This is a genomic window from Gordonia sp. 34D (assembly GCF_056682775.1).
In genome coordinates, this window is record NZ_CM155293.1 from 3,727,198 (window position 1) to 3,750,922 (window position 23,725).

The 23,725-nt window shown below is 64.2% G+C and carries 23 protein-coding genes; 13 read left to right on the forward strand and 10 right to left on the reverse strand.

The genetic code is table 11. The features are described 5' to 3' along the window. Nucleotides 1-57 precede the first annotated feature (57 nt). Both AC1L34_RS17400 and AC1L34_RS17405 read right to left on the reverse strand, forming a co-directional pair. Nucleotides 58-1,308 carry an ABC transporter substrate-binding protein gene (locus tag AC1L34_RS17400; RefSeq protein ID WP_424321832.1) on the reverse strand — a complete coding sequence of 417 codons (1,251 nt, stop codon included), beginning with the start codon at nucleotides 1,306-1,308 and terminating at the stop codon, nucleotides 58-60. Nucleotides 1,309-1,521: 213 nt separating this feature from the next. Next, entirely contained in the window at nucleotides 1,522-2,202 is a 681-nt protein-coding gene (locus tag AC1L34_RS17405) for a class I SAM-dependent methyltransferase (RefSeq protein ID WP_424293939.1), read from the reverse strand. Nucleotides 2,203-2,245: 43 nt separating this feature from the next. On the opposite strand from AC1L34_RS17405, the gene AC1L34_RS17410 reads away from it, so the two are divergent. Next, complete coding sequence (locus AC1L34_RS17410) at nucleotides 2,246-3,214, forward strand: NADPH:quinone oxidoreductase family protein (protein ID WP_424293938.1); 969 nt, start codon at nucleotides 2,246-2,248, stop codon at nucleotides 3,212-3,214. Between the two features lie 86 nt (nucleotides 3,215-3,300). Here the strand turns inward: AC1L34_RS17410 and AC1L34_RS17415 are convergent, their stop codons facing one another. Next, nucleotides 3,301-4,314 carry a TIGR03617 family F420-dependent LLM class oxidoreductase gene (locus tag AC1L34_RS17415; protein ID WP_424321762.1) on the reverse strand — a complete coding sequence of 338 codons (1,014 nt, stop codon included), beginning with the start codon at nucleotides 4,312-4,314 and terminating at the stop codon, nucleotides 3,301-3,303. 2 nt (nucleotides 4,315-4,316) lie between these two features. After that, nucleotides 4,317-5,225 carry an amidohydrolase family protein gene (locus AC1L34_RS17420; protein ID WP_424324250.1) on the reverse strand — a complete coding sequence of 303 codons (909 nt, stop codon included), beginning with the start codon at nucleotides 5,223-5,225 and terminating at the stop codon, nucleotides 4,317-4,319. A 171-nt stretch (nucleotides 5,226-5,396) separates the two neighbouring features. On the opposite strand from AC1L34_RS17420, the gene AC1L34_RS17425 reads away from it, so the two are divergent. After that, on the forward strand, nucleotides 5,397-6,704 hold the full coding sequence (locus AC1L34_RS17425) for an ion channel protein (RefSeq protein WP_424324249.1): 1,308 nt from the start codon (nucleotides 5,397-5,399) through the stop codon (nucleotides 6,702-6,704). On the opposite strand, the gene AC1L34_RS17430 is transcribed toward AC1L34_RS17425, so the two are convergent. The 5 genes from AC1L34_RS17430 to AC1L34_RS17450 all read right to left on the reverse strand — a co-directional run bounded on the left by AC1L34_RS17430 (nucleotide 6,701) and on the right by AC1L34_RS17450 (nucleotide 11,121). Then, entirely contained in the window at nucleotides 6,701-7,351 is a 651-nt protein-coding gene (locus AC1L34_RS17430; protein WP_424324248.1) for a PaaI family thioesterase, read from the reverse strand. The genes AC1L34_RS17425 and AC1L34_RS17430 overlap by 4 nt on opposite strands. A 48-nt stretch (nucleotides 7,352-7,399) precedes the next feature. Continuing rightward, nucleotides 7,400-7,792: a carboxymuconolactone decarboxylase family protein gene (locus AC1L34_RS17435; protein WP_424293625.1), complete on the reverse strand. Its 393-nt coding sequence runs from the start codon at nucleotides 7,790-7,792 to the stop codon at nucleotides 7,400-7,402. Next, on the reverse strand, nucleotides 7,789-8,682 hold the full coding sequence (locus AC1L34_RS17440) for an NAD(P)-dependent oxidoreductase (protein ID WP_424321765.1): 894 nt from the start codon (nucleotides 8,680-8,682) through the stop codon (nucleotides 7,789-7,791). The genes AC1L34_RS17435 and AC1L34_RS17440 overlap by 4 nt, the downstream gene beginning before the upstream one ends. Beyond that, complete coding sequence (locus AC1L34_RS17445) at nucleotides 8,679-9,416, reverse strand: SDR family oxidoreductase (protein WP_424293634.1); 738 nt, start codon at nucleotides 9,414-9,416, stop codon at nucleotides 8,679-8,681. Before AC1L34_RS17445 ends, AC1L34_RS17440 begins: the two co-directional genes overlap by 4 nt. 223 nt (nucleotides 9,417-9,639) lie before the next feature. Then, a complete protein-coding gene (locus AC1L34_RS17450) occupies nucleotides 9,640-11,121 on the reverse strand; it encodes an aldehyde dehydrogenase (protein WP_480034967.1) in 1,482 nt (493 codons plus the stop codon). Nucleotides 11,122-11,207: 86 nt separating this feature from the next. On the opposite strand from AC1L34_RS17450, the gene AC1L34_RS17455 reads away from it, so the two are divergent. Genes AC1L34_RS17455 through AC1L34_RS17485 form a run of 7 tightly spaced genes read left to right on the forward strand, consistent with a single transcriptional unit; the run spans nucleotide 11,208 to nucleotide 17,144 of the window. Beyond that, the gene (locus tag AC1L34_RS17455; RefSeq protein ID WP_424293628.1) at nucleotides 11,208-11,786 is read left to right on the forward strand and encodes a TetR/AcrR family transcriptional regulator; all 579 of its coding nucleotides are present in this window, start codon (nucleotides 11,208-11,210) and stop codon (nucleotides 11,784-11,786) included. A 25-nt stretch (nucleotides 11,787-11,811) separates the two neighbouring features. Beyond that, nucleotides 11,812-13,041 carry a cytochrome P450 gene (locus AC1L34_RS17460; RefSeq protein ID WP_480035348.1) on the forward strand — a complete coding sequence of 410 codons (1,230 nt, stop codon included), beginning with the start codon at nucleotides 11,812-11,814 and terminating at the stop codon, nucleotides 13,039-13,041. Next, nucleotides 13,041-13,811, forward strand: a complete 771-nt coding sequence (locus tag AC1L34_RS17465) for an SDR family oxidoreductase (protein WP_424293629.1) — start codon at nucleotides 13,041-13,043, stop codon at nucleotides 13,809-13,811. The genes AC1L34_RS17460 and AC1L34_RS17465 overlap by 1 nt, the downstream gene beginning before the upstream one ends. After that, nucleotides 13,808-15,166 (forward strand): cytochrome P450, encoded by a 1,359-nt coding sequence (locus AC1L34_RS17470; protein WP_424293630.1) that lies wholly within the window; start codon nucleotides 13,808-13,810, stop codon nucleotides 15,164-15,166. The genes AC1L34_RS17465 and AC1L34_RS17470 overlap by 4 nt, the downstream gene beginning before the upstream one ends. Next, nucleotides 15,166-15,357: a ferredoxin gene (locus AC1L34_RS17475; protein ID WP_424293631.1), complete on the forward strand. Its 192-nt coding sequence runs from the start codon at nucleotides 15,166-15,168 to the stop codon at nucleotides 15,355-15,357. Before AC1L34_RS17470 ends, AC1L34_RS17475 begins: the two co-directional genes overlap by 1 nt. Nucleotides 15,358-15,360: 3 nt before the next feature. Further along, nucleotides 15,361-15,915, forward strand: coding sequence for a nuclear transport factor 2 family protein (locus AC1L34_RS17480; RefSeq protein ID WP_424293632.1), 555 nt, complete (start codon nucleotides 15,361-15,363; stop codon nucleotides 15,913-15,915). Continuing rightward, nucleotides 15,912-17,144 carry a hypothetical protein gene (locus AC1L34_RS17485; RefSeq protein ID WP_424325001.1) on the forward strand — a complete coding sequence of 411 codons (1,233 nt, stop codon included), beginning with the start codon at nucleotides 15,912-15,914 and terminating at the stop codon, nucleotides 17,142-17,144. Before AC1L34_RS17480 ends, AC1L34_RS17485 begins: the two co-directional genes overlap by 4 nt. Nucleotides 17,145-17,278: 134 nt before the next feature. Here AC1L34_RS17485 and AC1L34_RS17490 read toward each other — a convergent pair whose 3' ends face one another. Continuing rightward, on the reverse strand, nucleotides 17,279-18,187 hold the full coding sequence (locus tag AC1L34_RS17490) for a PaaI family thioesterase (protein ID WP_424321768.1): 909 nt from the start codon (nucleotides 18,185-18,187) through the stop codon (nucleotides 17,279-17,281). 226 nt (nucleotides 18,188-18,413) lie between these two features. On the opposite strand from AC1L34_RS17490, the gene AC1L34_RS17495 reads away from it, so the two are divergent. Genes AC1L34_RS17495 through AC1L34_RS17510 form a run of 4 tightly spaced genes read left to right on the forward strand, consistent with a single transcriptional unit; the run spans nucleotide 18,414 to nucleotide 23,720 of the window. Next, nucleotides 18,414-19,202: a TIGR03084 family metal-binding protein gene (locus tag AC1L34_RS17495; RefSeq protein ID WP_480034968.1), complete on the forward strand. Its 789-nt coding sequence runs from the start codon at nucleotides 18,414-18,416 to the stop codon at nucleotides 19,200-19,202. A 40-nt stretch (nucleotides 19,203-19,242) separates the two neighbouring features. Then, nucleotides 19,243-20,961, forward strand: a complete 1,719-nt coding sequence (locus AC1L34_RS17500) for an acyclic terpene utilization AtuA family protein (RefSeq protein ID WP_424323905.1) — start codon at nucleotides 19,243-19,245, stop codon at nucleotides 20,959-20,961. Nucleotides 20,962-20,964: 3 nt separating this feature from the next. After that, nucleotides 20,965-22,125, forward strand: coding sequence for an acyl-CoA dehydrogenase family protein (locus tag AC1L34_RS17505; protein ID WP_424324999.1), 1,161 nt, complete (start codon nucleotides 20,965-20,967; stop codon nucleotides 22,123-22,125). After that, entirely contained in the window at nucleotides 22,122-23,720 is a 1,599-nt protein-coding gene (locus AC1L34_RS17510) for an acyl-CoA carboxylase subunit beta (RefSeq protein ID WP_424323903.1), read from the forward strand. The genes AC1L34_RS17505 and AC1L34_RS17510 overlap by 4 nt, the downstream gene beginning before the upstream one ends. The last annotated feature ends 5 nt before the right edge of the window (nucleotides 23,721-23,725 follow it).

Genomic DNA, 23,725 nt, shown 5'->3' on the forward strand with positions numbered 1-23,725 from the left:
CTGACACGGGGGCCGCTGCAGGCAGCGACCCCCGATAGTCAGGCTTTAACGCAGAGATCAGCCCTTGTTGCCGATCACGGTGTCAACGAGCTGCAGGTCAGGCGAAACGGTGCTGACGAGCAGTTCCTTGTTGCAAACCGTCGGGAACATCGGAGCGGCCTTACCGTTGCACGTGAAGGTCAGTCCCGGTGCGGCGGGCACGGGCACATTCTTCGCGGTCGTCAGGGCGGTGATGATGTCCTTCGACGTGGGTGCATCGGTCTGCGGCAGCGAACCGCCGACGCCAGCAAGCGACATCAGGGTCTGGTAGCCGAGGTAAGCGATACCGTTCGGGTCAACTTCGGGGGCGTACTTTGCCATGATGCTGCGGTACAGCTTGACCGACTCGTCGGTCTGATCCGTCAGGTTGACGGTGGTGAAGGCCTTCGAGCCTGCGACAGCATCCGCGCCGACAGCATCGGTGACGGGCTTATCGATGCAGGTCGAGATCATGTACTTCTTGATGTCCGGTGCCACCGTCTGCAGAGCCTTGATGGCGGTGGTGCACTGGCGGGTGTCGCCCATGATGGTCACGGCGTCGGGCTTATCCTTCAGCGCTGCCGTGAGGTTCGGGGTCGGGTCGGCGATCGATGCCGGGATCGTAATGACGCGGACGTCAATGCCGCGCGGTGCGAACTGCATCTTGGCCATCGCGCCGATCTGCGAGGCGGCGTCGCCGGTGTCGCCGACGATGATGGCGAACTTCTTGACGCCGTCCTTGACAGCCTGCTCAGCCTGGCCGCCGAGGACCGAGATGACACCACCGGACAGCATGTAGGTGTTGGGGCTGGTCATTTCAGGCTGCGACACGGGTGCCTGGCCGATGAACGGGATACCCGCGCCGGTGATGATCGGGATCATCAGTGAACCCATCGAGCCGAACGGCGAGACGACGGCGGTGACCTTGTCTTCAACCATCTGGTTGGCGCACGCGGTGGCCGATGCGGCTTCCTCGTGCTCCTTGCAGACGACGAGGTCGACCTTGTGGCCGCCGATGCCGTCACCGTTGTCGTTGAGGTAGGTGGTGGCGGCTTCGGCTGCCTGGCGGACCTCGGGAAGGCTGATCGCTCCGCCTTCGGGGGTAATGAAGCCAATCTTGATGGCACTGCCCTTGGCCGGGTTGTCCGGCAGCTCCACGGTGGGGCCAGTGGAGTTCGACGACGAATCGTCAGAAGAACATGCGGTCAGTCCGCTCGCGAGCATGGCAGCGGCGGCCAAGGCCACACCTGCCGCGCGCATGGGGCGCACGAATCGTGGGGAGGTTTTCACGAGTATCCCTTCGGTGATGCCGTGTCGCATCCTGGTGTGGATGCGATACACAGTGTCGGCTGCTGAAAAACATGTGAGTGCAGTCAATTGAGAAAGATAACGTGTTCGACGTCACGATGTAGCGATTCGCGCAAGATTGCACACGTCTGATCGGGGAATTTCGAACTGGACAACGGTCTAGCTCGGTGCTTGAGGCTGGCTGACGAAAGCCCCTTAAAGCGGCAAATGTTCCAGAATCCGCAGGGAACCGTGTACGGAGACCTCGGTGAAGCGTCCCGAGTCGATGGCCTGCCGGTAGATCTCGTACGGCGGTCGGCCACCATCTTCCGGGTTCGGGAAGACGTCATGAATAAGTAGTGCGCCGCCCGGTCGGACCCATCGCGACCACCCGTCGTAGTCGTTCTGTGCGGCTTCCATCGAGTGGCCGCCGTCGATAAAAACGAAGTCGACTTCCTTGCCCCACACGCGTGCTGCCGCCGTTGACGGAGCTAGGAGTCCGAGGACCGTGGACTCGAGATCGGCGTCGAACATGGTTTGGCGGAAGCGGGCGGCGGTGTCGAGACGTCCGCTATGCGGGTCCACGAGGTCGGTGTCGTGATATTCCCAGCCCGGCTGATGCTCTTCGGAACCGCGATGGTGATCGACGGTGACGATCAGGGCATCGTGCGACTCGGCGGCCGCTCCGAGGAAGACGGTGGACTTTCCGCAGTACGTACCGATCTCTACGCCAATCCCGACCGAACCGTCGCGTGAAAGATAGTCGGCGGCCGCGGCATGTAGTGCGAGCGCCTCGTCGAACGGCATGAATCCCGGGGCGTCGTCGGCGACGCGGCGTCGTTTGTCAGTGAGGCCGGGGGTGGTTTGAATCGATGCCGCGGGAGGAGTCAATGCCATGGTTCGATCGTATCGGCGAGTGCCCAGCCGATACGGTGAAGGCATGAAAGCACAGGTAATTGTGAGCGAAACAGGCCCGGAAGGCCTGGAACTGCAAGACATTCCGGCACCGACGCAGCATCCGGGGACGTATTTGGTCGACGTCCGCTCGTGCGGCATCTGCTTCCCCGACCTGCTGATGAGTCAGGGCAAGTACCAGATGCGGCCGCCGCTGCCGTTTACGCCGGGTACCGAGGTGGCCGGCGTCGTCAGTGCGGCACCCGAAGGCGGAGAGTATGCGGTCGGCGATCGGGTGGTCGTCGCCTCGGGTCTCGGCGGTTTCGGTGAGCAGATCGCCGTCGTCGAAGGCCAGTTGTTCCCGCTGCCCGATGAACTGACCTTCGACGAAGGTGCCGCCCTGGGGATTAATTTCCAGACCGCACTGTTCGCCCTGCAGATGCGCGCCAACCTGCAGCCTGGGGAAACCGTCGGTGTGCTCGGTTCGGCTGGCGGTATCGGCGTCGCGTCGATCATCGTCGCGAAGGCCATGGGTGCCAGGGTGGTTGCGGTCGTTCACCGCACCGGCAATGAGGAAATGTTGCGCGGCCTCGGTGCCGACGAGGTGGTGCAGCTAACCGATGGCTGGAAAGACAAGGTTCTCGAACTGACCGGCAACGGCGTCGACGTCCTTATCGATCCGGTCGGCGGCGACGTTTTCGACGAAGCCCTCCGGACCGTCGCTCCTGACGGTCGTTTTGTGGTGATCGGCTTTGCGGCCGGTGGCATCCCGACGGTGAAACTGAACCGTGTCTTGTTCCGCAACATCTCCATCGTCGGTGCGGCGTGGGGCGAATACATCCGCACCCATCCCGAGGTGCCGGGCAACCTGCACAACGAGATCGTCAGGCTGGTTAAGGAAGGCATGCGGCCGCCGGTGAACCACACCTATGCCCTCGCCGACCTTCCGCAAGCCCTCACCGACCTCGCCGAAGGCCGCGTCCGAGGCAAGGCCGTCGTACAGATTTCGCAGTAGACCGCGGCGGTTCGGGCCCGCCCTCACGTTCCCGCATGATGCGTCGATTCCCGCACTATGTCAGACATAGTGCGGGAATCGACGCATCATGCGCGAACGGCACGGGAGAGGTTGACGAGGAGGGCGGGGTCCGCCTGGTACGGGGTGTTGAAGCCGAGGCGATCGACGAGGGGACCGTAGCGGCGCAGCAGTTCGGCGGCACCGGCGACGGGGTCGGCGGCGTTAACGGCGATCGCGTCAACCAACTGATCGCCAACCAGTTTCGTCATCTCCGACCATCCGCCCGTCCGGGACAATTCGTGCAGGCGCGGCCCGAGATCGCCGTAACCGACAGAGTCGAGAACCGGGCGGTAGGCGGGCGTCGAACCGTAGAACGCGATCTGCTTCCGAACGCCCTCTCGTGCCACCTTCAACTCGGCGTCATCGTGTCCGACGATCACCATCGCCGAATGATGAATCGCCGGGACCGGCCGACCAGCCTTGGCCGCACCGGCCATCAACGACGGCACCGTGGTCTCCCGCAGAAACTCCGGCGGACACAGCGGATGCGACAAAAAGCCGTCCGCCACCTCGCCGGCAACTTCCGTCATCCGTGGACCGACGCCAGCCAGCCAGATCGGCGGTGTGCCGAAATCCTGCACCTCATCGGGGTTGGGCCGAAAAAGTGGCGGCATCAACGTGTGCGTATAGAACTCGCCCCGGTGATCGAGGCGCCCGCCCGTCTCCCACGACTGCCAGATCTCGCGGATCGCCGAAATCATGTCGTGCATGCGGGCGGCTGGGCGACTCCACGGCATCGAGTAGCGTCGCTCGATGTGCGGCTTGATCTGAGTGCCGAGCCCCAGAATAAAGCGGCCCCGCGAGTACGACTGCAAGTCCCACCCGATGCTCGCCAGCAGTAGCGGGTTGCGGGCGAACGCCACCGCGATCGAGGTGCCGATCTCCACCTTCGTGGTGTGCTCGGCGGCCAACATCAGCGGCAAGAACGGATCGTGCGACGACTCAAAGGTCCAGACCCCGTCGTAGCCGGCTTCCTCGGCGGCAACTGCCGCGTCGGCCATGTTGCTCAGATGGGTGACGATCGTCGTGTCGACGAGCATCGTCACTTCCGGCCGAAGAGGGCGGCGGCGTTGTTATAGAAGACGCCGCGGAGCCAGTCATCGCCAAGGTCAAGGCGAGCGCAGGCAGTTAGCGCTTCGGGATAGCCGTACGGGATATTCGGGAAATCGCTGCCGAACAGCACCTTATCGCCGAGGTCCCGGAGACGGGGCTTCAACGATTCCTGCAAGGGCGACAGATTCTCCACGAAATCGGTGAAGGCCATCGTCGTATCGAGACGCACCTCCGGGTACTTCTCGGCGAGCGTCATGAACTGCTCATACTCGGGCATGCCCATGTGCGCGATGATCAGCGGCAGATTCGGGAAGCGGCCCAGCAACTCGGCGATGGGTTCCGGCCCGGTGTAGGTGCCTGGTGCCGGGCCCGAACCGCAGTGAATAACGACGGGGACCTGCGTTTCGGACAGCAATCCCCACACATCGTCGAGTAGGGGATCGTTGGGAGCGTACTCGCCGACCTGAATGTGCGACTTGAAGACTTCGGCACCGGCCTCGATCGCGCTGGCCACGTACCCTCCGACGCCCGACTCCGGGTAAAACGTGGCCGTCTGCAAGCAATCGGGGTGGGCGGTGGCGAATTCGATACCCCACCCGTTGAGCCATTGCGCCATGTCGGGCTTGTGGGGATAGATCATCGACGAGTAGGCCCGAACACCGAAGCCGCGGAGCGTCTCGACGCGCTTGTCTTCGTCAGTGCGGTAGGTGATGGGCCACTCGACGCCAGCCTTTGCGCCGAACTCGTCAAAGTAGCCCCACACCTTGTTCATCACGTTCTGCGGCATGAAATGGGTATGGACATCGATGATGCCGGGGAGCCCCAGGTCGCGCCAGATCTTTTGCACGGCGTCAGTCTCCGCGGCGGAGAACGGCGCGGCACGTTGCTCGTCACACATGGCCTCGACGCTACCCAACGCCTCAACCCCCGTCCGCGAAAGGGCCAAGCGAGTGCTTACTCGGGGCGGCGGTTGAGGTTTTCCGAGCGGCAGTCGTACATGGGTGGACGGGTCTAAACTCCTGACCACAGCTAGCCGGGGCTCACCCCCGGTGACGGAGGGAGTTCCGCAGTGGCCGAAGGCAATCCCGCATCGCCCGGGGCCGAAGAATTTCGCTCTCCGGTCGGACGGATGATCGCGTTAACACCGGTGGCCATCGCGGCGGGGGTGCTGTGTGCACTCGGTCTGGCGGGTCTTTCGGCGGTCGCTGACTTCGTCCAGAAGCTGGTGTGGCACGACCTGAGTTCGGCGGTCGGCGCATCCACGGACGACTGGTGGTGGATCATGGTGGTCCTCACCATGGCGGGACTGATCACAGGGCTCGTGATCCGTTGGATGCCCGGGCATGCCGGTGACGATCCCGCCACCATCGAACTGCTCAGCGAGCCGCTGCCATTGAAAGTGCTACCGGGGCTGATCATCGCCACCATCGTTACCCTGGCCGGCGGCGTGAGCCTCGGCCCGGAGAACCCCATCATGGCCATCAACGCGGCGGTTATCGTCGTTCTCGGTGCGCGACTCATTCCGAAAGTTCCGCACAAGGACTGGGCCGGACTCGCCAGCGCTGCCACCATTGGCGCACTGTTTGGGACGCCGGTCGCCGCAGCGCTGATGCTGTCGGAGCTCAACAGCGGAGACACCCGGATTCCCCTCTGGAACAGGCTTTACCTGCCGTTGGTTGCGGCGGCGACCGGGTCATTTGTGATCCTGCATTTCACCGACTTGACCATGTCGATGGGGCTACCCGAGGAGACGGTCGGCGGTCTGGGCGACCTGCTCCGAGCGGTGGGCGTAGGCGTGGCAGCTGCCGCCGTCGGCATCGTGGGTGCGATGGTGTTCGACCCCCTGCACCGACTGCTGCATCGATCGATGCGCAATCCGGTCCTTCTGCTGACTGCCGCAGGCGCGGCACTGGGTGCACTGGGGGTGCTCGGCGGGTCGATCACCCTGTTCAAAGGGCTCGAGCAGATGAAAGAGCTCCCTGCGCAACTCTCGACGACGACCGCGGTCGGCTTCTTCGTGTTCGCCGGCGTCAAACTGTGCGCGATGCTGCTGGCGAGCGCGGCCGGGTTCCGCGGCGGTCGAATCTTCCCGGCGGTGTTCATCGGTGCGGCACTCGGGTTCGGCACCCACGTCCTGATTCCGTCGATACCGCTCGTTATTGCGGTGACTGCGGCCGTGGTGGGGATCTCTGTCGCCGCGACCCGCAACGGCTGGATCAGCCTGTTTCTTGCATTGGCGATGGTGCCGCAATTCGATCTGATGATCCCGCTGCTCTTCGCGACCCTCGCCGCATGGCTCCTGGTGGCCAATGCCCCCGAGTTAAAGGCTGCGCCGCTCGAGACGATCGAGTCAGCTGGGTCGAGCGAGCGGACCTAGCCGAGATTCGGCAGGTTAGCCGGTGCCACCATGATTCCCTCGGCGGTCACGGTGACGGTACCGTCGGTCGTCGCGATATGCCCGCGGACAAAGGTTTTGCGGCCTTCGCGATTGACGATCTCCGCGTGCAGGCGCACGGGGCCGAGCGGTGTCGGTGCCACGTACTTCACGTTGAGCGTCCCGGTAAACGACGGCATTTTGTCGTTCACACTGACCACCTCGCCGAGGAGTTGATCAAGTAGCAACGCCGAGACGCCGCCGTGGACGAGTCCGCTAGGACCCTCGTACGCGGCACCGAGGTCGACCTCGCACGTCGCAGTCTTGTCCTCGTGATGAACGATCCGCATGGGCGGGGCAATCGCGTTGCGCGCCCCGACCGCTGCGTTACCCCAAGGCAGACCGTGCAAGTCGCTGGTGAACTCGAGACCAAAACTGCCCGGCTTTTGCTCGGACCGCAGATCGGCGACGATCGCATCGATTTTCTCGCGCGCCGCGTGCAACCGATCGTCGTCGACCTCGGTGCGGATCACCGCGTCGATCAGCGAGCGCACCGAATCGGTCAACGGCTCGACGACGCCGAGTCGTTCAGCGATTTGCTCGGGGGTGAGATCAACCAGGCGAAAGTTCAATGCACCGACACTCTTCATACGTTGACACTAAGCAATCAGTTGCTTGGTTAGCGAATGCGATTCCGGTCACCGGGCCGCTTTCTTGTGCTTGTTGATGACCCCACCGAACATCATCGCCATGCTGGTTCCCATCGGCCAACCCACGTAGTAGCAGAGGAACAAGCCAATCTCGTTGAGTTCCTCCGGCGTCAACTCGCCGTTACCGAGGGCGGCCCCGGCCTGAATCTCGGCAATATCCACGTGGCCATTGGCTGCGAGCGCGCCCAGTAGGAGCAGTCGGCGGTCACGATTGGTCAGGCCTTCTCGGCTCCACACTTCACCGAACAACTGGTCTGCCGTGTGGGCGAAAACGTCGCCGGGACCGTCGGCCATCTCCCAGCCATAGACTTCCGACATTTTCGCCAAACCTTTGCGGCGCTGCTCGGTCATTTCGGGTGCGGGCGTTTGGTTGTCGGTCATGATGCTCCTTCTGCAGGGGTGGGCAACGGGGTGTGAGGGACGCCGAGTCCGGCGGCCAGGTCGGTGCGCGCGACGCGACCCATCGGGAGGTCGACGCCGAGTTGGTCGGCGAGATTCAGGGCCAGGCCCAAATCCTTTTCACCGAGGTCGCGGACGTGAGTAAAGACGCTGAACCAGAAATCATCGGGTTCAATCGGTGCGGTCGAATCGCGCAGCATAATGGCCCCGGCGCCGCCGGTGATCGCATCGGTGTGGCGGACCACCCTGCCGAGTTTCGCGATGTCGATGCCCGCAGCTTCGGCCAATCGTGCCGCTTCGGTGGTCGCGGCAAACGAGATGAAATGCAGTAGGTTGCGGGCCAATTTCATCTTGGTGCCATCCCCGGCGGCAGGTCCGGCATGCACGATCATGTCGCCCGCCGGAGCGAGCGCAGCCTTCACCGCTTCGTAGGCGGCGCGGTCGCCGCCGACCATAATCGCGAGCCTGCCCTGCTGGGCGCCAGCCGCACCACCGGAGATCGGTGCGTCCAAGAGGGCAATGTCCCGTTCGGCGCATCGTGCGGCCTGCGCCGCCGCCGTCTCCGGAGAAATCGTCGAATGCACGACAATCGTCGACCCAGCGGCGAGGTGACCGAGAAGGCCGGTCACGACCTCGACGACCTGAGCGTCGTCGCGCACGCACAGGCTAACCAGATCGCTGGCGGTGGCCAGGTCGGCAAGGCTGTCGGCGGCGGTCGCACCGGCTTCGACGAGCTTGGCGACCGGTTCCGGTGAGACGTCGAAGACGGTCAGCGGGGAGGACTCCGCAAGTCGGACCGCCATGGGGCCGCCGATATTGCCCAGGCCCACGTATCCGAGCCGCGTGGTTTCGGGGCGGGAAGCTTCGGTCATGCGCGCATGACCTGTCCGCCGTCGACGTTGAAGATCTGACCGGTGACCCACGACGCCTCGTCGGAGAGCAGGAACAGGCACATGCCGACAAGGTCGTCGGGGGTGCCGACCCGGCCCATCGGCAGCTTCGAGACCATATCGTTGACGATTTCCTGCGGCGTGCTGGTCAGGGTCGCTTCGGTGTTGATGGGGCCCGGGGCGATGGCGTTGATCCGGATCCGCTGCCCACCGAGTTCGACGGCGAGTTGCTGCGTGAGGCCGTTGACGCCGACCTTCGCCAGTCCGTAGAAGCCGCTGTACATCCACGCAGCCGTCGACGACTGGTTGACGATGGCACCGCCGTGACGCATGTGCTGGTAGCAGGCGCGCGTCACGTTGAGTGCGCCGTCCATGTTCACGGACATGAACTTTTTGTAGTAGTCCCAGGGAACGGTGGTGAGGAAGTCGAGTTTCATGCCGCCGTAGATCGCGGCATTGTTGATGAGGGCGTCGATCTTGCCGCGCTCGTCAACGGTGGCCTTGGCGAGGGCTGCTGCCGACTCGGGGTCGGCCACGTCGGTGTGCACGTACATACCGCCGATCGAGTCGGCAACAGCCTGCCCGGCGTCGTCGTTGATGTCGGCAATCACCACGTAAGCGCCCTCGGCGGCCAAGGCGCGGGCATAGGCTTCGCCGATTCCGCCGGCCGCTCCGGTGACGATCGCAGTCTTATCGGTAAATCGATTACTCATGATTCCTCGTTTCGATGGGGTTGAGAGGTGCGTGGGTGCGTGGTGCGTGGGGGCGTGGGTGTGTGCCGTCGTGCCGCTTGCGTGCCCCCCGGATTTCCCCTTTTCTGTCACAAAACGGAATTTCGACGCGCCCAGACCGTCACCGATTGCGGTGTGTTGTGACGGTCTGGTCGAAACGTGACAGAAAAGGGAGGAGGCGGAGCCGGAGAACTGCCGAAAAGCGGGGTTAGACGGGAGTGGCGACGGCTTTGGTTTCTAGGTATTCGGCGAAGCCCTGCTGGCCCATTTCGCGGCCGATGCCGGATGCTTTGTAGCCGCCGAAGGGGACGTCGGCGGAATACCAGATGCCGCCGTTGACGCCCATGGTTCCGGTGCGGACACCGTCGACGACGGCGTTGATGCGTTCCGGGTCGGTGCCCCAAACGGCACCCGAGAGTCCGTATGGGGAATCGTTGGCGATGTCGATGGCATTCTGGTCGCCGTCGTGGGGGATCACCACCAGGACGGGCCCGAAGATCTCCTCCTGTGCCACGCGAGCGGAGTTCTCCACACCGGAAATCAACGTCGGTTCGACGAAGAAGCCGCGCGGCTGATCGGCGGGACGACCGCCACCCGTCTCGATCACGCCGCCCTCTTCGCGAGCCAACTCCAAGTAACCCTCCACGCGTTGGCGCTGACGCTCGGAGATCAGCGGGCCGCAGATGGTTCCCGGCTTAGTTGGATCGTTGGCCCCCAAACCCGCCATCGCGTTCTTGGTCGCGCTGACGGCTTCGTCGAGCTGGGCGCGCGGAACGACGAGTCGCGTGGTGATAGCGCAGCCCTGACCGGCATGGGTGACGACGTTGAAAGCCGCCATCGAGCAGGCGGCCGAGAGGTCGGCGTCGTCGAGCACAATGAAGGCCGACTTGCCGCCCAACTCCAGGAACACCTTCTTTAGCGTTGCCGCAGCCGAGGTCATGACGGCACGACCGGTGGTGGTGGAACCGGTGAAAGAAATGAGGTCGACGCGGGGATCCGTGCACAGCTGCTCGCCGAGACGATGATCGGTCGACGTGACGATGTTGATCACGCCCGCCGGGATGTCAGTCTCCTCGGCGATAACCTTCCCGACCAGCGCCGCACACCACGGGGTATCGGGTGCGGGTTTCAGCACCACGGTGCAGCCGGCGGCGAGGGCGGGCCCGATCTTCGCGAAGTTGATCTGGTGGGGGAAGTTCCACGGCGTGATGGCCCCGACGACGCCAATCGCCTCCGACCGCAGCTCGCGGCGGTTCTTGATGCCCATTGGGCTGGCTTCGCCGAGATCGACTCGCCAGGTGTGGTTCTCAGCGAGGTCGGCGAAGTAGCCGAGGTCGGTGATGGGGCCGACCAATTGCGGCCCGTGCGTCAGAAACACTGGGCAACCAACCTCGGCAACGGTCAGTTCGCGCAGTTCGTGGGTGTGGGCGAGAAGGGCGTCGCGCAATTGACGCAAGCACCGGGCACGGAAGGCGTGGTCGCGGGACCACGAGGTGTTGTCGAAGGCGTTGCGGGCCGCGGCGATCGCGGCGTCCATGTCGTCGGCGGTGGCCTCGGCAGCCTGCCCGATGACTTCTTCGGTGGCGGGATTGACGACGTCGAAGACGCCGCCGGATCCGGGGACGAGGCCGCCGTCGATCAGCAGATCGCTCGCGGTGTGGGGCTTCAGGGTAGTAGCCGCTTGAGTCATGTGGTCGGTAACTCCAAACAGTGTTTCGGAACTCCATCTGGACATGTGTCTAGACTTCGTTTCAACATTAGAGTAACGTTCCTCACATGTCCACCCCCGTCGAAGTTGAATCCACGCGCAGACGCTTGAACCCCCAGCAAGCCGAAAAAATCGCCAAAATGGCCGACGCGGCCGTCGAAATTCTGGTCGCCGAAGGTTTCGACGCGCTCTCGGTTCGCGATGTCGCGAAGCGTGCAGGCGTCGCCCCCGCCACCGCGTACACCTACTTCAGTTCTAAGTCGCACCTGGTCGCGGAGGTCTTTTGGCGTCGCCTCGCGGCAGGTGTCCCCGAATCCGACCCGTCACTACCGCCAACCGAGCGCGTGGCGCAGGTACTGCGCGGCGTCTCGATGGTGGTGGCAGGCGAAGGCCAACTCGGCGGGGCCGTCACCGTCGCGCTCCTCGGCGGAGACCCCGACTCCCAGCACCTACGACTGCGGATCGGCGGGTTTATACACGAGCGACTCAACGCCGCCGTCGGCGACGACTTCCCCAACCGCGACGAGGTCGTCGACGCGCTGCAAATGCTGTACGCGGGAGGTTTGGTGACCGCAGGGATGGGTCACCTGAGTTACGAAGCTACGTCCGAGCGGCTAGTTGCCGCCGCCGCACTACTGATGGGATAAGACGTTGACCGTCATCACCACTGGCATGCAGGGATCGATTCCCTTCGACCCCTACGACTACGACTTTCACGAAGATCCGTATCCCACTTATGCGCGTCTGCGCGCGGAGGCACCGGTCTACCGCAACACCGATGGCGACTTCTGGGCGCTGGCCCGACACGCGGATGTTTCTGACGCCTTCCGCGACAACATCCGACTCTCCAATAGTTGGGGTGTCTCGATGGATCCGATGGCGTACAACGAGCACGCCGAACATGCGATGAGCTTCCTGGCGATGGACGATCCGCGGCACCTACGGCTGCGGAAACTCGTTTCCAAGGGCTTTACGCCCAACCGGGTGGCCGAGTTGGCCCCGCGCATCGGGGAATTGGCACACCAGCATTGGGACCGCTGCCTGCAGTTGGGCGAGTTCGACTTCGTCCACGACTTTGCCGGCTTGCTACCGATGGATGTGGTGTCCGAACTCCTCGACGTTGGCCAGCAAGATCGCGCCTATCTGCGGAAACAATCGGATCTGCTGATCCATCGGGAAGAGGGCGTCACCGATGTGCCGCCCGCCGCGATCACCGCGTACCTGGAACTTCACCAGTTCTACGCGGAATTGGTGCGGGAGCGTCGCGGCAATCTGGGTGACGACATGATCTCCGACCTCATCCGCGCCGAGATCGTCGGCGAGGACGGCGAAGTCACCACGATGTCCGAAGAAGAAATCATCGGCTTCATGATGCTGATGGTGGTTGCGGGCAATGAGACCACCACCAAGCTGCTCGCGAACTCGGTCTACTGGGGCTATCGCAGCGGGCAGGTCGCACCAATCTTCGACGCGGTCGGTGCCGGCGCAGAGCCGGTTGAAGCGGTTGAAGATTGGGTGCAGGAAACTCTCCGCTACGACACGTCGACGCAAATGCTGCTGCGCCGCGTCCTCGAGGACGTGGAGTATGGCGGTTTCACGATCCCCGCGGGCGATCGGGTTCTCCTGCTGATCGGGTCGGCTAACCGGGACGAGGAAGCCTTCGGCCCCGATGCTGGCGAGTTCCGGATTGGGCGTGACTCGGCCCGCACCATTCGCTCGTTTGGTCTGGGTACGCACTTTTGTCTCGGCGCGCACCTGGCCCGTTTGGAAACCAACGTCGGCCTCGGCGAAATCGTCCGGACCACAACCAGGTTCGACCTGGACCTCGATGCTGCGGCCCGCGTGCACTCGGTGAACGTCCGCGGCTTCGAAACCCTCCCGATGACGGTGAAGGCGCGTTGATGAGATTTCAACCCCACCCGGAACGACGACCGGTCCTCGTCGCCGGAGCATCGTCGGGCATTGGTGAAGCGACGGCGCGCATGCTCGCGGAAGCGGGCTACCCGGTGGCTCTCGGGGCCCGCCGCGTCGACAAATGCGCCGAGATTGCCACGCAGATTGTCGCGGGCGGCGGCGAGGCGGTGGCCGTCTCGCTCGACGTAACCAACGACGACTCGGTCGCTGCCGCCGTCGCCGAAGCCGAGCGACTCCTCGGACCCCTCGAAGTGGTCGTTACCGGTGCCGGTGACCTGCAGATCGGTCGTGCGCACGAGATGCCGGTCGACGACTGGGCCGCCCAGATCGATGTTCACCTCGTCGGTGCCTACCGCATGTACCGGGCCGTCGCGCCCGCCATGATGCAACGTCGCCGCGGTGACATCGTGTTCATCAGCTCCGACGTCGTTGCCCATCCACGACCGTGGTCGTCGGCGTACGTCGCCGCCAAGTACGGCGTCGAAGGTCTGGTCACCACGATCCAAATGGAACTCGAGGGCAGTGGCGTTCGCGCTGGCCTGGTCCGGCCCGGCCAGACGCTAACCGGTATGGGCATGAACCTTGAACAAAAGCAGACCGAAGCCATGCTGAACGACTGGATCGCCTTCGGGCTCGCCAGGCATGGCAACTTCTTGAAACCGGAAAACCTCGCGTCGGCGGTGGCGGCAATGATCGCCCTCGCTCCGGGCGCGCACATGAAGGCCATCGACGTCGAAGCCGAAGGAAAACTCTCATGACCAGTACTCACACCACAGCCCCGCGCGTCTCCGGCGGGGAAACCGAACACGGCCACCTCGACGAACTCGCGAGTGATCCCATCGGCTTGTTCAAGCGGGTCCGCGACGAGCACGGCGACGTCGGCATGTTCCAACTCGCCGACCGCGAAGTGGTTCTCGTCAGCGGCGCGGTCGCGAACGAGGAATTCTTCCGCGCGCCCGACGAGGTCCTCGACCAAGCTGCCGCCTATCCGTTCATGACGCCGATCTTCGGGGAGGGCGTCGTCTTCGATACCAGCCCCGAGCGGCGGTCGGAGATGCTGCACAACCAGGCCCTCAAGGGCTCGCACATGAAGCAGCATGCAGTCACAATCCCCGACGAGGTGGAGCGGATGATCGCCGACTGGGGCGACGCGGGTGAGATTGATCTGCTCGACTTCTTCGCCGAGCTCACGCTGTACACGTCGTCGTCGTGCCTGATCGGACGCAAGTTCAGGGAAGAACTGTCCGGGCATATCGCGCACCTGTACCACGAGTTGGAGAAGGGGACCGACCCCATCGCCTACGTCGATATGCACGCCGATATCGAGAGTTTCCGCCGTCGCGATGCGGCGCGCGAAGAGCTCGTCGAGTTCATCGGCGGCGTCCTGGAAGGGCGGATGGCGAACCCGCCCGCCGACAAGGACGACCGCGATCTCCTCGACGTGCTGGTGTCGTTGAAGAACGAAGATGGCTCGCAGATGTTCAGCGCCGACACCGTCACCGGCATCTTCATTTCGATGATGTTCGCCGGCCACCACACCACCTCGGGGACGGCCGCATGGACGTTGATCGAACTGTTGAAACACCCCGACTACCTCGCGGAGGTGACCGCCGAACTCGACGGGATCTACGACGACGGCACCGAGTACAGCTTTGCCGCGATGCGGCAGATTCCGGCGCTCGAAGGGGCGATCAAGGAAGCGCTGCGGCTGCATCCGCCGCTGATTATTCTGATGCGCCTGGTGCAGGAAGACTTCGAGATTGAGGGCGTCACTGTCCGCGCCGGACAGTCGATCGCCGTCTCGCCAGCAGTCTCGAACCGGCTGCCCGAAGACTTCCCGAACCCCGACGATTTTGATCCCGCACGCTACGCCGAACCCCGCCAGGAAGACCTCGTCAACCGGTGGACGTGGATCCCGTTCGGCGCGGGAAGGCACCGCTGCGTTGGCGCGCAATTCGCGATGATGCAGCTCAAGGCCATCTTTTCCGTGTTGCTCCGCAACTACGAGTTCAGCCTCGTCCAAGACCCGGATAGCTACCGCAACGACCACTCGAAGATGGTCGTGCAATTGCAGCAGCCGTGCCGCGTGGCCTACCGCAAGCGAGGCGCGTAGTGCGCGTCGAAGTGGACCGCGACCTGTGCCAAGGCCACGGCATGTGTGAGATGGAAGCCCCCGACGTCTTTGAAGCTGGCCGTGACACCGTGACCATCCTCAACCCAACCCCCGATGAATCCCGGCGCGCCGCAGTTGAGGCCGCCGTCCGCTATTGCCCAACCCAAGCTCTCAAGATTGTGGAGGACTAACCCATGGCTTTCGACCGCGCCGAGCTCGACGAAATGAAGCGCCGCTGGCTGGAGGCGAACGTGGTCGCCGAGAAGGCTGGCGACTGGAAACCGCTCGCCGACTTCTACACCGAAGACGCCACCTACGGCTGGAATTACGGTCCGGAGAAGGACTTCATGGCTGTCGGACGCGACGAGATCCGCGACATCGCCCTGGGCCAGGAAATGGAGGGCCTCGAGGGCTGGGAGTACCCGTACCAGGCGTGGGTGATCGACGAGCAGACCGGCGACATGATCGGGCTGTGGCGGCAGATAAACGAGGGCGTGCGTGCCGATGGCTCAAATTATGCGGTGCACGGGATTGGCGGTAGTTGGTTCCGGTACGCGGGGAACTACCAGTTCAGTTGGCAGCGTGACTTCTTCGATTTCGGCAACGTGACCGCCCTGTTCATCGAAATGCTGACCGACAAGGCGTGCAGCCCGGGGATGCTCAAGCGCATGGAGAAGTCCGCGCCGGGCACGCTTCCCGGTTGGTACCCGAAGGGCACGTCGCCCGTCGGCCTGTGGGACTTGCCGTGAGCTTGAGCCACGATCAATTGGCGACTCTGGTTCCGGAGTCGTTGCTGTCGGGGCAGCTCATCGACCGTTCGGGCATGGCTCACCTGATTGCCGAGTTTGGTCGCGAGGGTATGACGCAGGTCGCGATCGAGGAGTGGATGGCGGCCAGCCCGGTCTATACCGGCCGCATGCGCGAAGCCCTCGGGATCGACGGTGATGGCGTCGAAGACATGTTCAAATGTCTGCAACTCGACATCGGCGCGCCGCCGCAGTTCATGGACTTCCGGTATCGGATCGTCGACAAGTATCACGGCTCGTTTGTGCTCGACAGTTGTGGAGCGCTCCTTGACGTCGAGCCCATGGGCGATGAGTACGTGACCGCCATGTGCCACGACATTGAAGATCCGACGTTCGATGCGACGGCTATTGCCACCAACCGTCGCGCACGGATCCGTCCGGTCCATCGGCCGCCGCGCATGCCCGCAGACCGGACGCCGCACTGCGAGTGGACAGTGACGATCGAACCCGACCGCGAGGAGTTGCCGCTCCCCAAGGTCACCGAACCGATGCTGGAACTGCAGGCGGCGACCATCGCGCTGAGCCCCATCGACCCGGCTGGTGTTGACGGTCGTAGTGACTACCGCGGACCGCTCGTCGAAGACTTGGTGTTCGGTGAGTTCTCGACGTCGGCGCTGGTGCGGATCGCGGAGGAGACGGCGCTGCAGCATCAACTCCTGGCGCTGGGGTTCCTAGCGTCGGTGTGCCGGCGCACCGATCCGGAGACGGCCGACAACATCCTCGACAAGCAGTTCATCGGGATCGCGGGCATTACCGCCGAACGACTGAAGGCCAGCTTGTTCGACGGTCGTGCCGATGCGGAGACCCTCGCCAACGTGCTGAATGTGCATCCGGTATTCGGGCCGACGCAGTACACGGGCGTTGTTGCCGAGGCCATCGACGACGAGGTGCGGGTCCGGATTCCGCGCGGTTCGGCTGCAGTAGACGACGGCGCGTGGATGCGACTGCTCGTCGAAGGACGGTTGGGTGCGCTGCAGGCGGCCGCTCGGGCCGTCGACGAAACGTGGGTTGTCGGCGCGAGCGAGTCCGACGACGCCGTGGTCGTCACGATCGCGCGCGGCGAGGCCCAACGAGAGTCGGGCGAGGTCGCCATCGTGCGCTTCTCGGCGGGGTCGTCGTTCACCTTCGACGACCGTGGACCATCTAGAGCACTGCCACTAACGGTGCTTTAGATAACAGGAAGGGAGTGAAGCGCCGTCGGGGGCGCTTCACTCCCTTCCCGCTTTTCGGGGGCTATGTGTATCCGACACCCTGCCGCAGTTCCCGGAGTCGCCAGCCCGTAGCGGGTAGGCCTCACCCAACGTTGCTACAGGTCGAACCTGGCATCGGCGGTGGCACGGCCGAGGAGGACGTCGCCGTCGTACATGCGGGCGTCGAACAAGCTCAGGCGGCGACCCAACTTCACCGGGCTTACCTCGACACGCACGCTACGACCGTCGACGCTGGGGGAGCGGTGGAATTCGCAGGCGAAGTCGACCAACTGGTAATTGGCACCGGGGCGCACGTGGAATTGCGCACCGAACGAACATGCCTGCGCCAGCATCGCGCCGATGACGCCACCATGCATGGTGCCCATCATGTTGCTCATCCACGCCTTCGTCGCGAAGTGCGCGGTAATAGAGCCGTCCTCATGGCTGCCGCTGACGCCACCGCCGAGCAGGTCGGAAATTGGGCCCATCGGGAACGAACCGTCGATGAGACCGGCAACCACCTCGGCACCCGACAGCGCCGGATCCAATGGTGCCGGTGCGGGGACCTGGTTCGGGGCCTCCGGATCGACATCCCAAATAGCCTGCGCATCCTCACCGTCGAGGCCACCGCCCTCGCGGATGGCACGACCAACGCGCACATTTCGGGCCGTCCCGACGCAGAGCGTGCCATCGCGACCGGAGATGGTGACCGCGGTGGAACCGAAAGCGTCGTCGTGAATCTGCAGGTCGCCGCGGGCGATGAGCACATCGTCGACGGCGGGGCGATGCACCATCGCCATCGTCAGTCGCGCCTGCATGGACGACGTGGTGGGATCGAGCAAATAGAACGGGATGCCGCCGATGTCGTCGAACAGTACGGCCAGCGCGGGCAACTCGATCAGACCGCGATGGTCGGTGACGCTGGTCCCGAGCTTCTGCCGCATCAGCACCTCGTCGAGGTCACCCGTGCGGCCAATGGCGAACTTCTGGAACGGGTCGGATGCCTGCGTCGGGGTAGAGGTCATGGCTACACCACTACCAGGCCGGTGATGCAACGAGCCAACCGAAGGTCTCCCGGTTCCTGGACTCTTCGTCGCGTTCGCGTACTTCGCTGATTCTCGCTCCGTCTGTGCGGGAGCGAGAATCAGCGAACTACGCGGATAGCTACAGGGCTGCGCCCCAACGCGACGAAACTTCAATAAACAATCATGCGTGCTTGATTTATTTGAGGAGTCGTGTGACGCTGGTCGCATGTCGATTGTGGACGAACTAGTGCAGGCATTGCAGGACGAATCGGATTCTTTGGACGACCTTGTCGCGGCGCTGCCCGCGGAAGGTTGGGCCGCGCCGACTCCCGCAGAAGGGTGGACCATCGCCCACCAGATCGGCCACCTGCTGTGGACCGACCGCGCGTCGCTCCTGTCGGCGACCGATCCCGAAGGCTTTGCACAGGCACTCGCCGAGGCGACGGCAGATCCGCTCGGCTTCGTCGACGATGCCGCCGCCGTGGAAGCGGCACGACCGCCCGCTGAGATCCTCGACGACTGGCGCAAAACGCGGGCCAAGCTGGCCGGTGCGCTGCTCGCAGTTCCGTCGGGGACCAAGCTGACGTGGTTCGGTCCGCCGATGTCGGCAGCGTCGATGGCCACCGCGCGGCTGATGGAGACGTGGGCGCACGGACTGGACGTTGCCGATGCCCTCGGTGCCGAGCGCGTGTCCGACGACAGCATCAAGAACATCGTCCACCTCGGCGTTCGTACCCGGAACTACTCATACATGGTGAACGGCATCGAAGCCCCGGCCACGGAGTTCCGCTACGAAATCACTGCGCCGTCGGGCGAGGTTTGGACCTGGGGATCCGAGGACGCGACCGACATTGTGCGCGGCTCGGCCGTCGACTTTTGCGAACTCATCACCCAGCGACGCAACCTCGCCGACCTCAACTTGGAGATCATCGGCGACAACGCCAGGCAGTGGGCGTCCATCGCGCAGGTTTTCGCGGGCCCTCCCGGCAGCGGCCGCGAACCCAGCCAGTCCTGAACAACTTCCACCACACCCTCATGAACCTGCAGGAGGCATGATGTCTGACGCTCCGCGTCCCATTCGGATCGGCAACGTTTCCGGTTTTTACGGCGACCGCTTCAGCGCGATGCGCGAGATGTTGGAAGGCGGCGACCTCGACTTCATCGTCGGTGACTACCTCGCCGAACTGACCATGCTCATCTTGGGGCGCGACCGCCTCAAGGACCCGAACCTCGGCTACGCCAAGACCTTCCTTCGTCAGATGGAAGAGAACCTTGAGCTGATCGCCGAGAAGGACGTGAAGGTGGTCGTCAACGCGGGCGGCCTCAACCCGCATGGCTTGGCTGTGGACCTCCGCGAAGTGATTGAGAAGCTCGGCGTGGACCGTCGTGTGGCGTTTGTGGCTGGCGACGACATCGTTGCCCGCGCGGACGAACTAGGCCTGGGTACGCCCATCGCCGCCAATGCCTACCTCGGTGCATTCGGTATCAAGGCCGCGCTCGACGCGGGTGCGGACATCGTGGTTACCGGACGCGTCACCGACGCCTCACTGGTGGTCGGATCGGCTGCGTCCGCCTTCGGGTGGGGCTACGACGACATCGATCAGTTGGCTGGTGCCGTGGTTGCCGGGCACGTCATCGAATGCAGCGCGCAGGCGACGGGCGGCAACTATTCGTTCTTCACCGAGATCCCGAAGATGGGTCGCCTCGGCTTCCCGATCGCGGAGGTCGCCGCCGACGGCACGTCGGTCATCACCAAGCATGAAGGCACCGGCGGTGCGGTCCTGGTCGGGACCATCACGGCCCAGTTGTTGTACGAAATCGCCGGTCCGCGCTACTACAACCCGGACGCCACGGCACGGATGGACACCATCACCCTCGCACAGGTTGGGGCCGACCGCGTCAGCATCAGCGGCGTGAAGGGGGAGGCTCCGCCCAAGGATCTCAAGGTGTCCCTGAACCATCTCGGCGGTATTCGTAACGAATTCGAGGTGGTTGTCACCGGCCTCGACATTGAAGCGAAAGCGGCGCTGTTCCAGGAGCAGTTCGAGGATGCGCTGGCCGAACGCCCCGCGGAACTGTCGTGGGATCTGGTCCGCCACGACCGCGCCAACGCCGACACCGAAGAGACCGCCAGCGCGATCCTCCGGTGCGTCGCCCGCGACGCGGACCCGCGCAAGGCTGGCCGCAAATTCTCCAGCACCGCCGTCGAACTCGCGCTCGCCAGCTACCCGGGGTTCACGCTGACCGCGCCCCCCGCCAACGGCGCGCCGTACGGTGTGTTTGAGCCCGCCTACGTCGATGCCGCACTGGTCCCGCACCAGGTAAACCTGCCCGACGGCGTCACCGTGAAGGTGGAACCGTCGCCGCTGCGCACCGACGCGATCGTCGACCAGAGCGTGGATGCCCCGGCGGCCACCGACTGGGGGGAGACGTTCACCGCGCCGCTCGGCACCATTGTCGGCGCGCGCTCCGGCGATAAGGGTGGCAGCGCCAACATCGGTGTGTGGGTCCGCAGTGCGGAGGAGTTCGCCTGGCTCGACCAGACGCTCAGCGTCAACCGACTCAAGGAACTCCTGCCGGAGATCGCCGATCTCACGGTGCACCGCTACCCGCTGCCCAACATGTGGGCCATCAACTTCGTCATTGAAGAAGTGCTGGGTCGTGGCGTCGCCGAGAACGTGCGATTCGATCCGCAAGCCAAGGGTCTTGGTGAGTGGCTGCGGTCGCGGACCGTCGCCATTCCGACCCGTTTCCGCAAGACCGAGGAGAGCTAGCCAGTGCCGATTGCCAGCGACGTTTGGGATTCCCCGGAACGACGAGAACTGCGCGCCACCGTGCGCGGCTTCGTCGGTCGGCACATCCTGCCCTACCAGGGCGACTGGGAGCGCGACGGGTTGATACCGCGCGACGTTCACCGCGAAGCTGCCGCGCTCGGCCTGTTTGGGCTGGGGATTCCGGAAGAGATCGGCGGCAGTGGCGGCGACCTCATCGATACATCGATCCTCGCCGAAGAACTGCACTACGCCGGTGCGGCGGGCGGCGTGTTCGCCTCGCTGTTCACGCACGGCATCGCGCTCCCGCATCTCATTGCGGCGGGCGACCCCGACCAGATCGACAAGTGGGTCCGCCCCACGCTTGCCGGGGAGAAGATCGGCAGCTTGGCGATCACCGAACCGAGCGGCGGCAGCGACGTGGGACACCTGCGGACCAGTGCCGTCCGCGACGGGGACCACTACGTCGTCAACGGCTCGAAGACCTTCATCACCTCGGCAGTACGAGCCGACTTCGTCGTCACCGCGGTCCGCACCGGCGGTCCCGGAGCGGCGGGCGTGTCGCTGCTGGTGATTGAGAAGGGAACGCCCGGCTTCGAGGTGGCGCGCAAGCTCGACAAGATGGGCTGGCGCAGCTCGGACACCGCGGAACTGTCGTTCACCGATGTGCGCGTGCCGGTCGCCAACCTGGTGGGTGCGGAGAATTCGGGCTTCGCGCAGATCGCGCAGGCCTTCGTCTCCGAGCGCGCCGGGCTGGCCGTGCAGGCGTACGCGAGTGCGCAGCGTTGCCTGGACCTGACCTTGGAGTGGGTCCGCAACCGCGAGACCTTCGGGAAGCCGTTGATTGCCCGCCAGTCGGTGCAAGACACGGTCACCGAGATGGCACGGAAGATCGACATTGCCCGCACGTACACGCGGGCCGTCGTGGAGCGTCGGCTCGCGTCGGGTGACGACATGATCGCCGAAATCTGCTTCGCGAAGAACACCGCCGTCGAAACCGGCGAGTGGGTGGCGAACCAAGCGGTCCAACTCCATGGCGGCATGGGCTACATGAGCGAATCGGAAGTCGAACGCCAATACCGCGACATGCGCATCATCGGCATCGGTGGCGGCACCAACGAAATCTTGACCGGTCTGGCAGCAAAACGATTGGGGTACCAGGCATGACCATCCTCCGCAGCACCGTCGACGCATCTTCGGCGGACTTCATCGCCAATGTCGAGGCGATGAACAGCAAGCTCACCGAACTCGACCTCGAGTTCCGCAAGGTCCTTGCGGGCGGCGGCGAGAAATACGTCGAGCGGCACCGCAAGCGCGGAAAGATGACGGCCCGCGAGCGAATCGAACTCCTCATTGACGAGGATTCACCGTTCATGGAACTGTGCCCGCTGGCGGCCTTCGGCTCCAACTTCACCGTCGGCGCCTCCGTGGTGGTTGGTATCGGCGTCGTCGAGGGCACCGAATGCCTGATTGTGGCGAACGATCCGACCGTCAAGGGCGGCACGTCGAATCCGTGGACCTTGCGGAAGATCCTGCGCAGCAACGACATTGCCCGTCAGAACCGACTACCGGTGGTGTCGCTGGTGGAGTCGGGTGGCGCGGACCTGCCGACGCAGAAGGAAGTCTTTGTGCCGGGCGGAGCGATGTTCCGCGACCTCACGCAACTGTCGGCCGCGGGCATTCCGACCATCGCGCTCGTCTTCGGCAACTCGACCGCCGGCGGTGCGTACGTGCCGGGCATGAGCGATCACGTGGTGATGATTGAGGACCGCTCCAAGGTGTTCCTCGGTGGTCCGCCGCTGGTCAAGATGGCCACGGGCGAGGAGAGCGACGACGAAGAGCTCGGCGGTGCCAAGATGCACGCCCGCGTCTCCGGTCTCGCCGACTACCTGGCTGCCGATGAGCAGGACGCGATCCGCCTAGGTCGCGGCATCGTTTCCCGCCTCAACTGGCAAAAGCAGGGCCCCGGGCCGGTCGCGGAGATTATCGAACCGCGGTACAGCCAGGAGGAACTGCTCGGCATTGTGCCGCCGGATCTGAAGATCCCGTTCGACCCGCGCGAGGTGATTGCCCGCGTTGTCGACGATTCGGATTTCGACGAGTTCAAGCCCGAGTACGGCAGCTCGCTGTGCACCGGTTGGGCGCGTATTCACGGCCGCCCGGTCGGCATCCTCGCGAACGCGCAGGGTGTTCTGTTCTCCGCGGAATCGCAGAAGGCCACGCAGTTCATTCAGCTCGCCAACCGCAGCAATACGCCACTGCTGTTCCTGCACAACACCACCGGCTACATGGTCGGCAAGGAGTACGAACAGGGCGGCATCATCAAGCACGGTTCGATGATGATTAACGCGGTCGCCAACTCAACGGTCCCGCACATCTCGCTACTCATCGGTGCCAGCTACGGCGCTGGTCACTACGGCATGTGTGGCCGGGCGTACAACCCGCGCTTCCTGTTCGCCTGGCCGAGTGCCAAGTCGGCCGTCATGGGGGCCGCCCAGTTGGCCGGCGTCATCTCGATCGTTAACCGTGCTGCCACCGAAGCCCGTGGCGGCACTGTCGACGAGGAAGCCGATGCCGGTATGCGCGCCATGATCGAAGCGCAGATTGAAGCCGAGTCGGTCCCGATGTTCTTGTCCGGGATGCTCTACGACGACGGCGTGATTGACCCGCGCGATACGCGGGCGATTCTCGGTCAAGCCCTATCGGCGGTCGCGACTGCCCCGGTGGAGGGCACCAGTAACTTCGGCGTCTTCCGGATGTGAGGAAC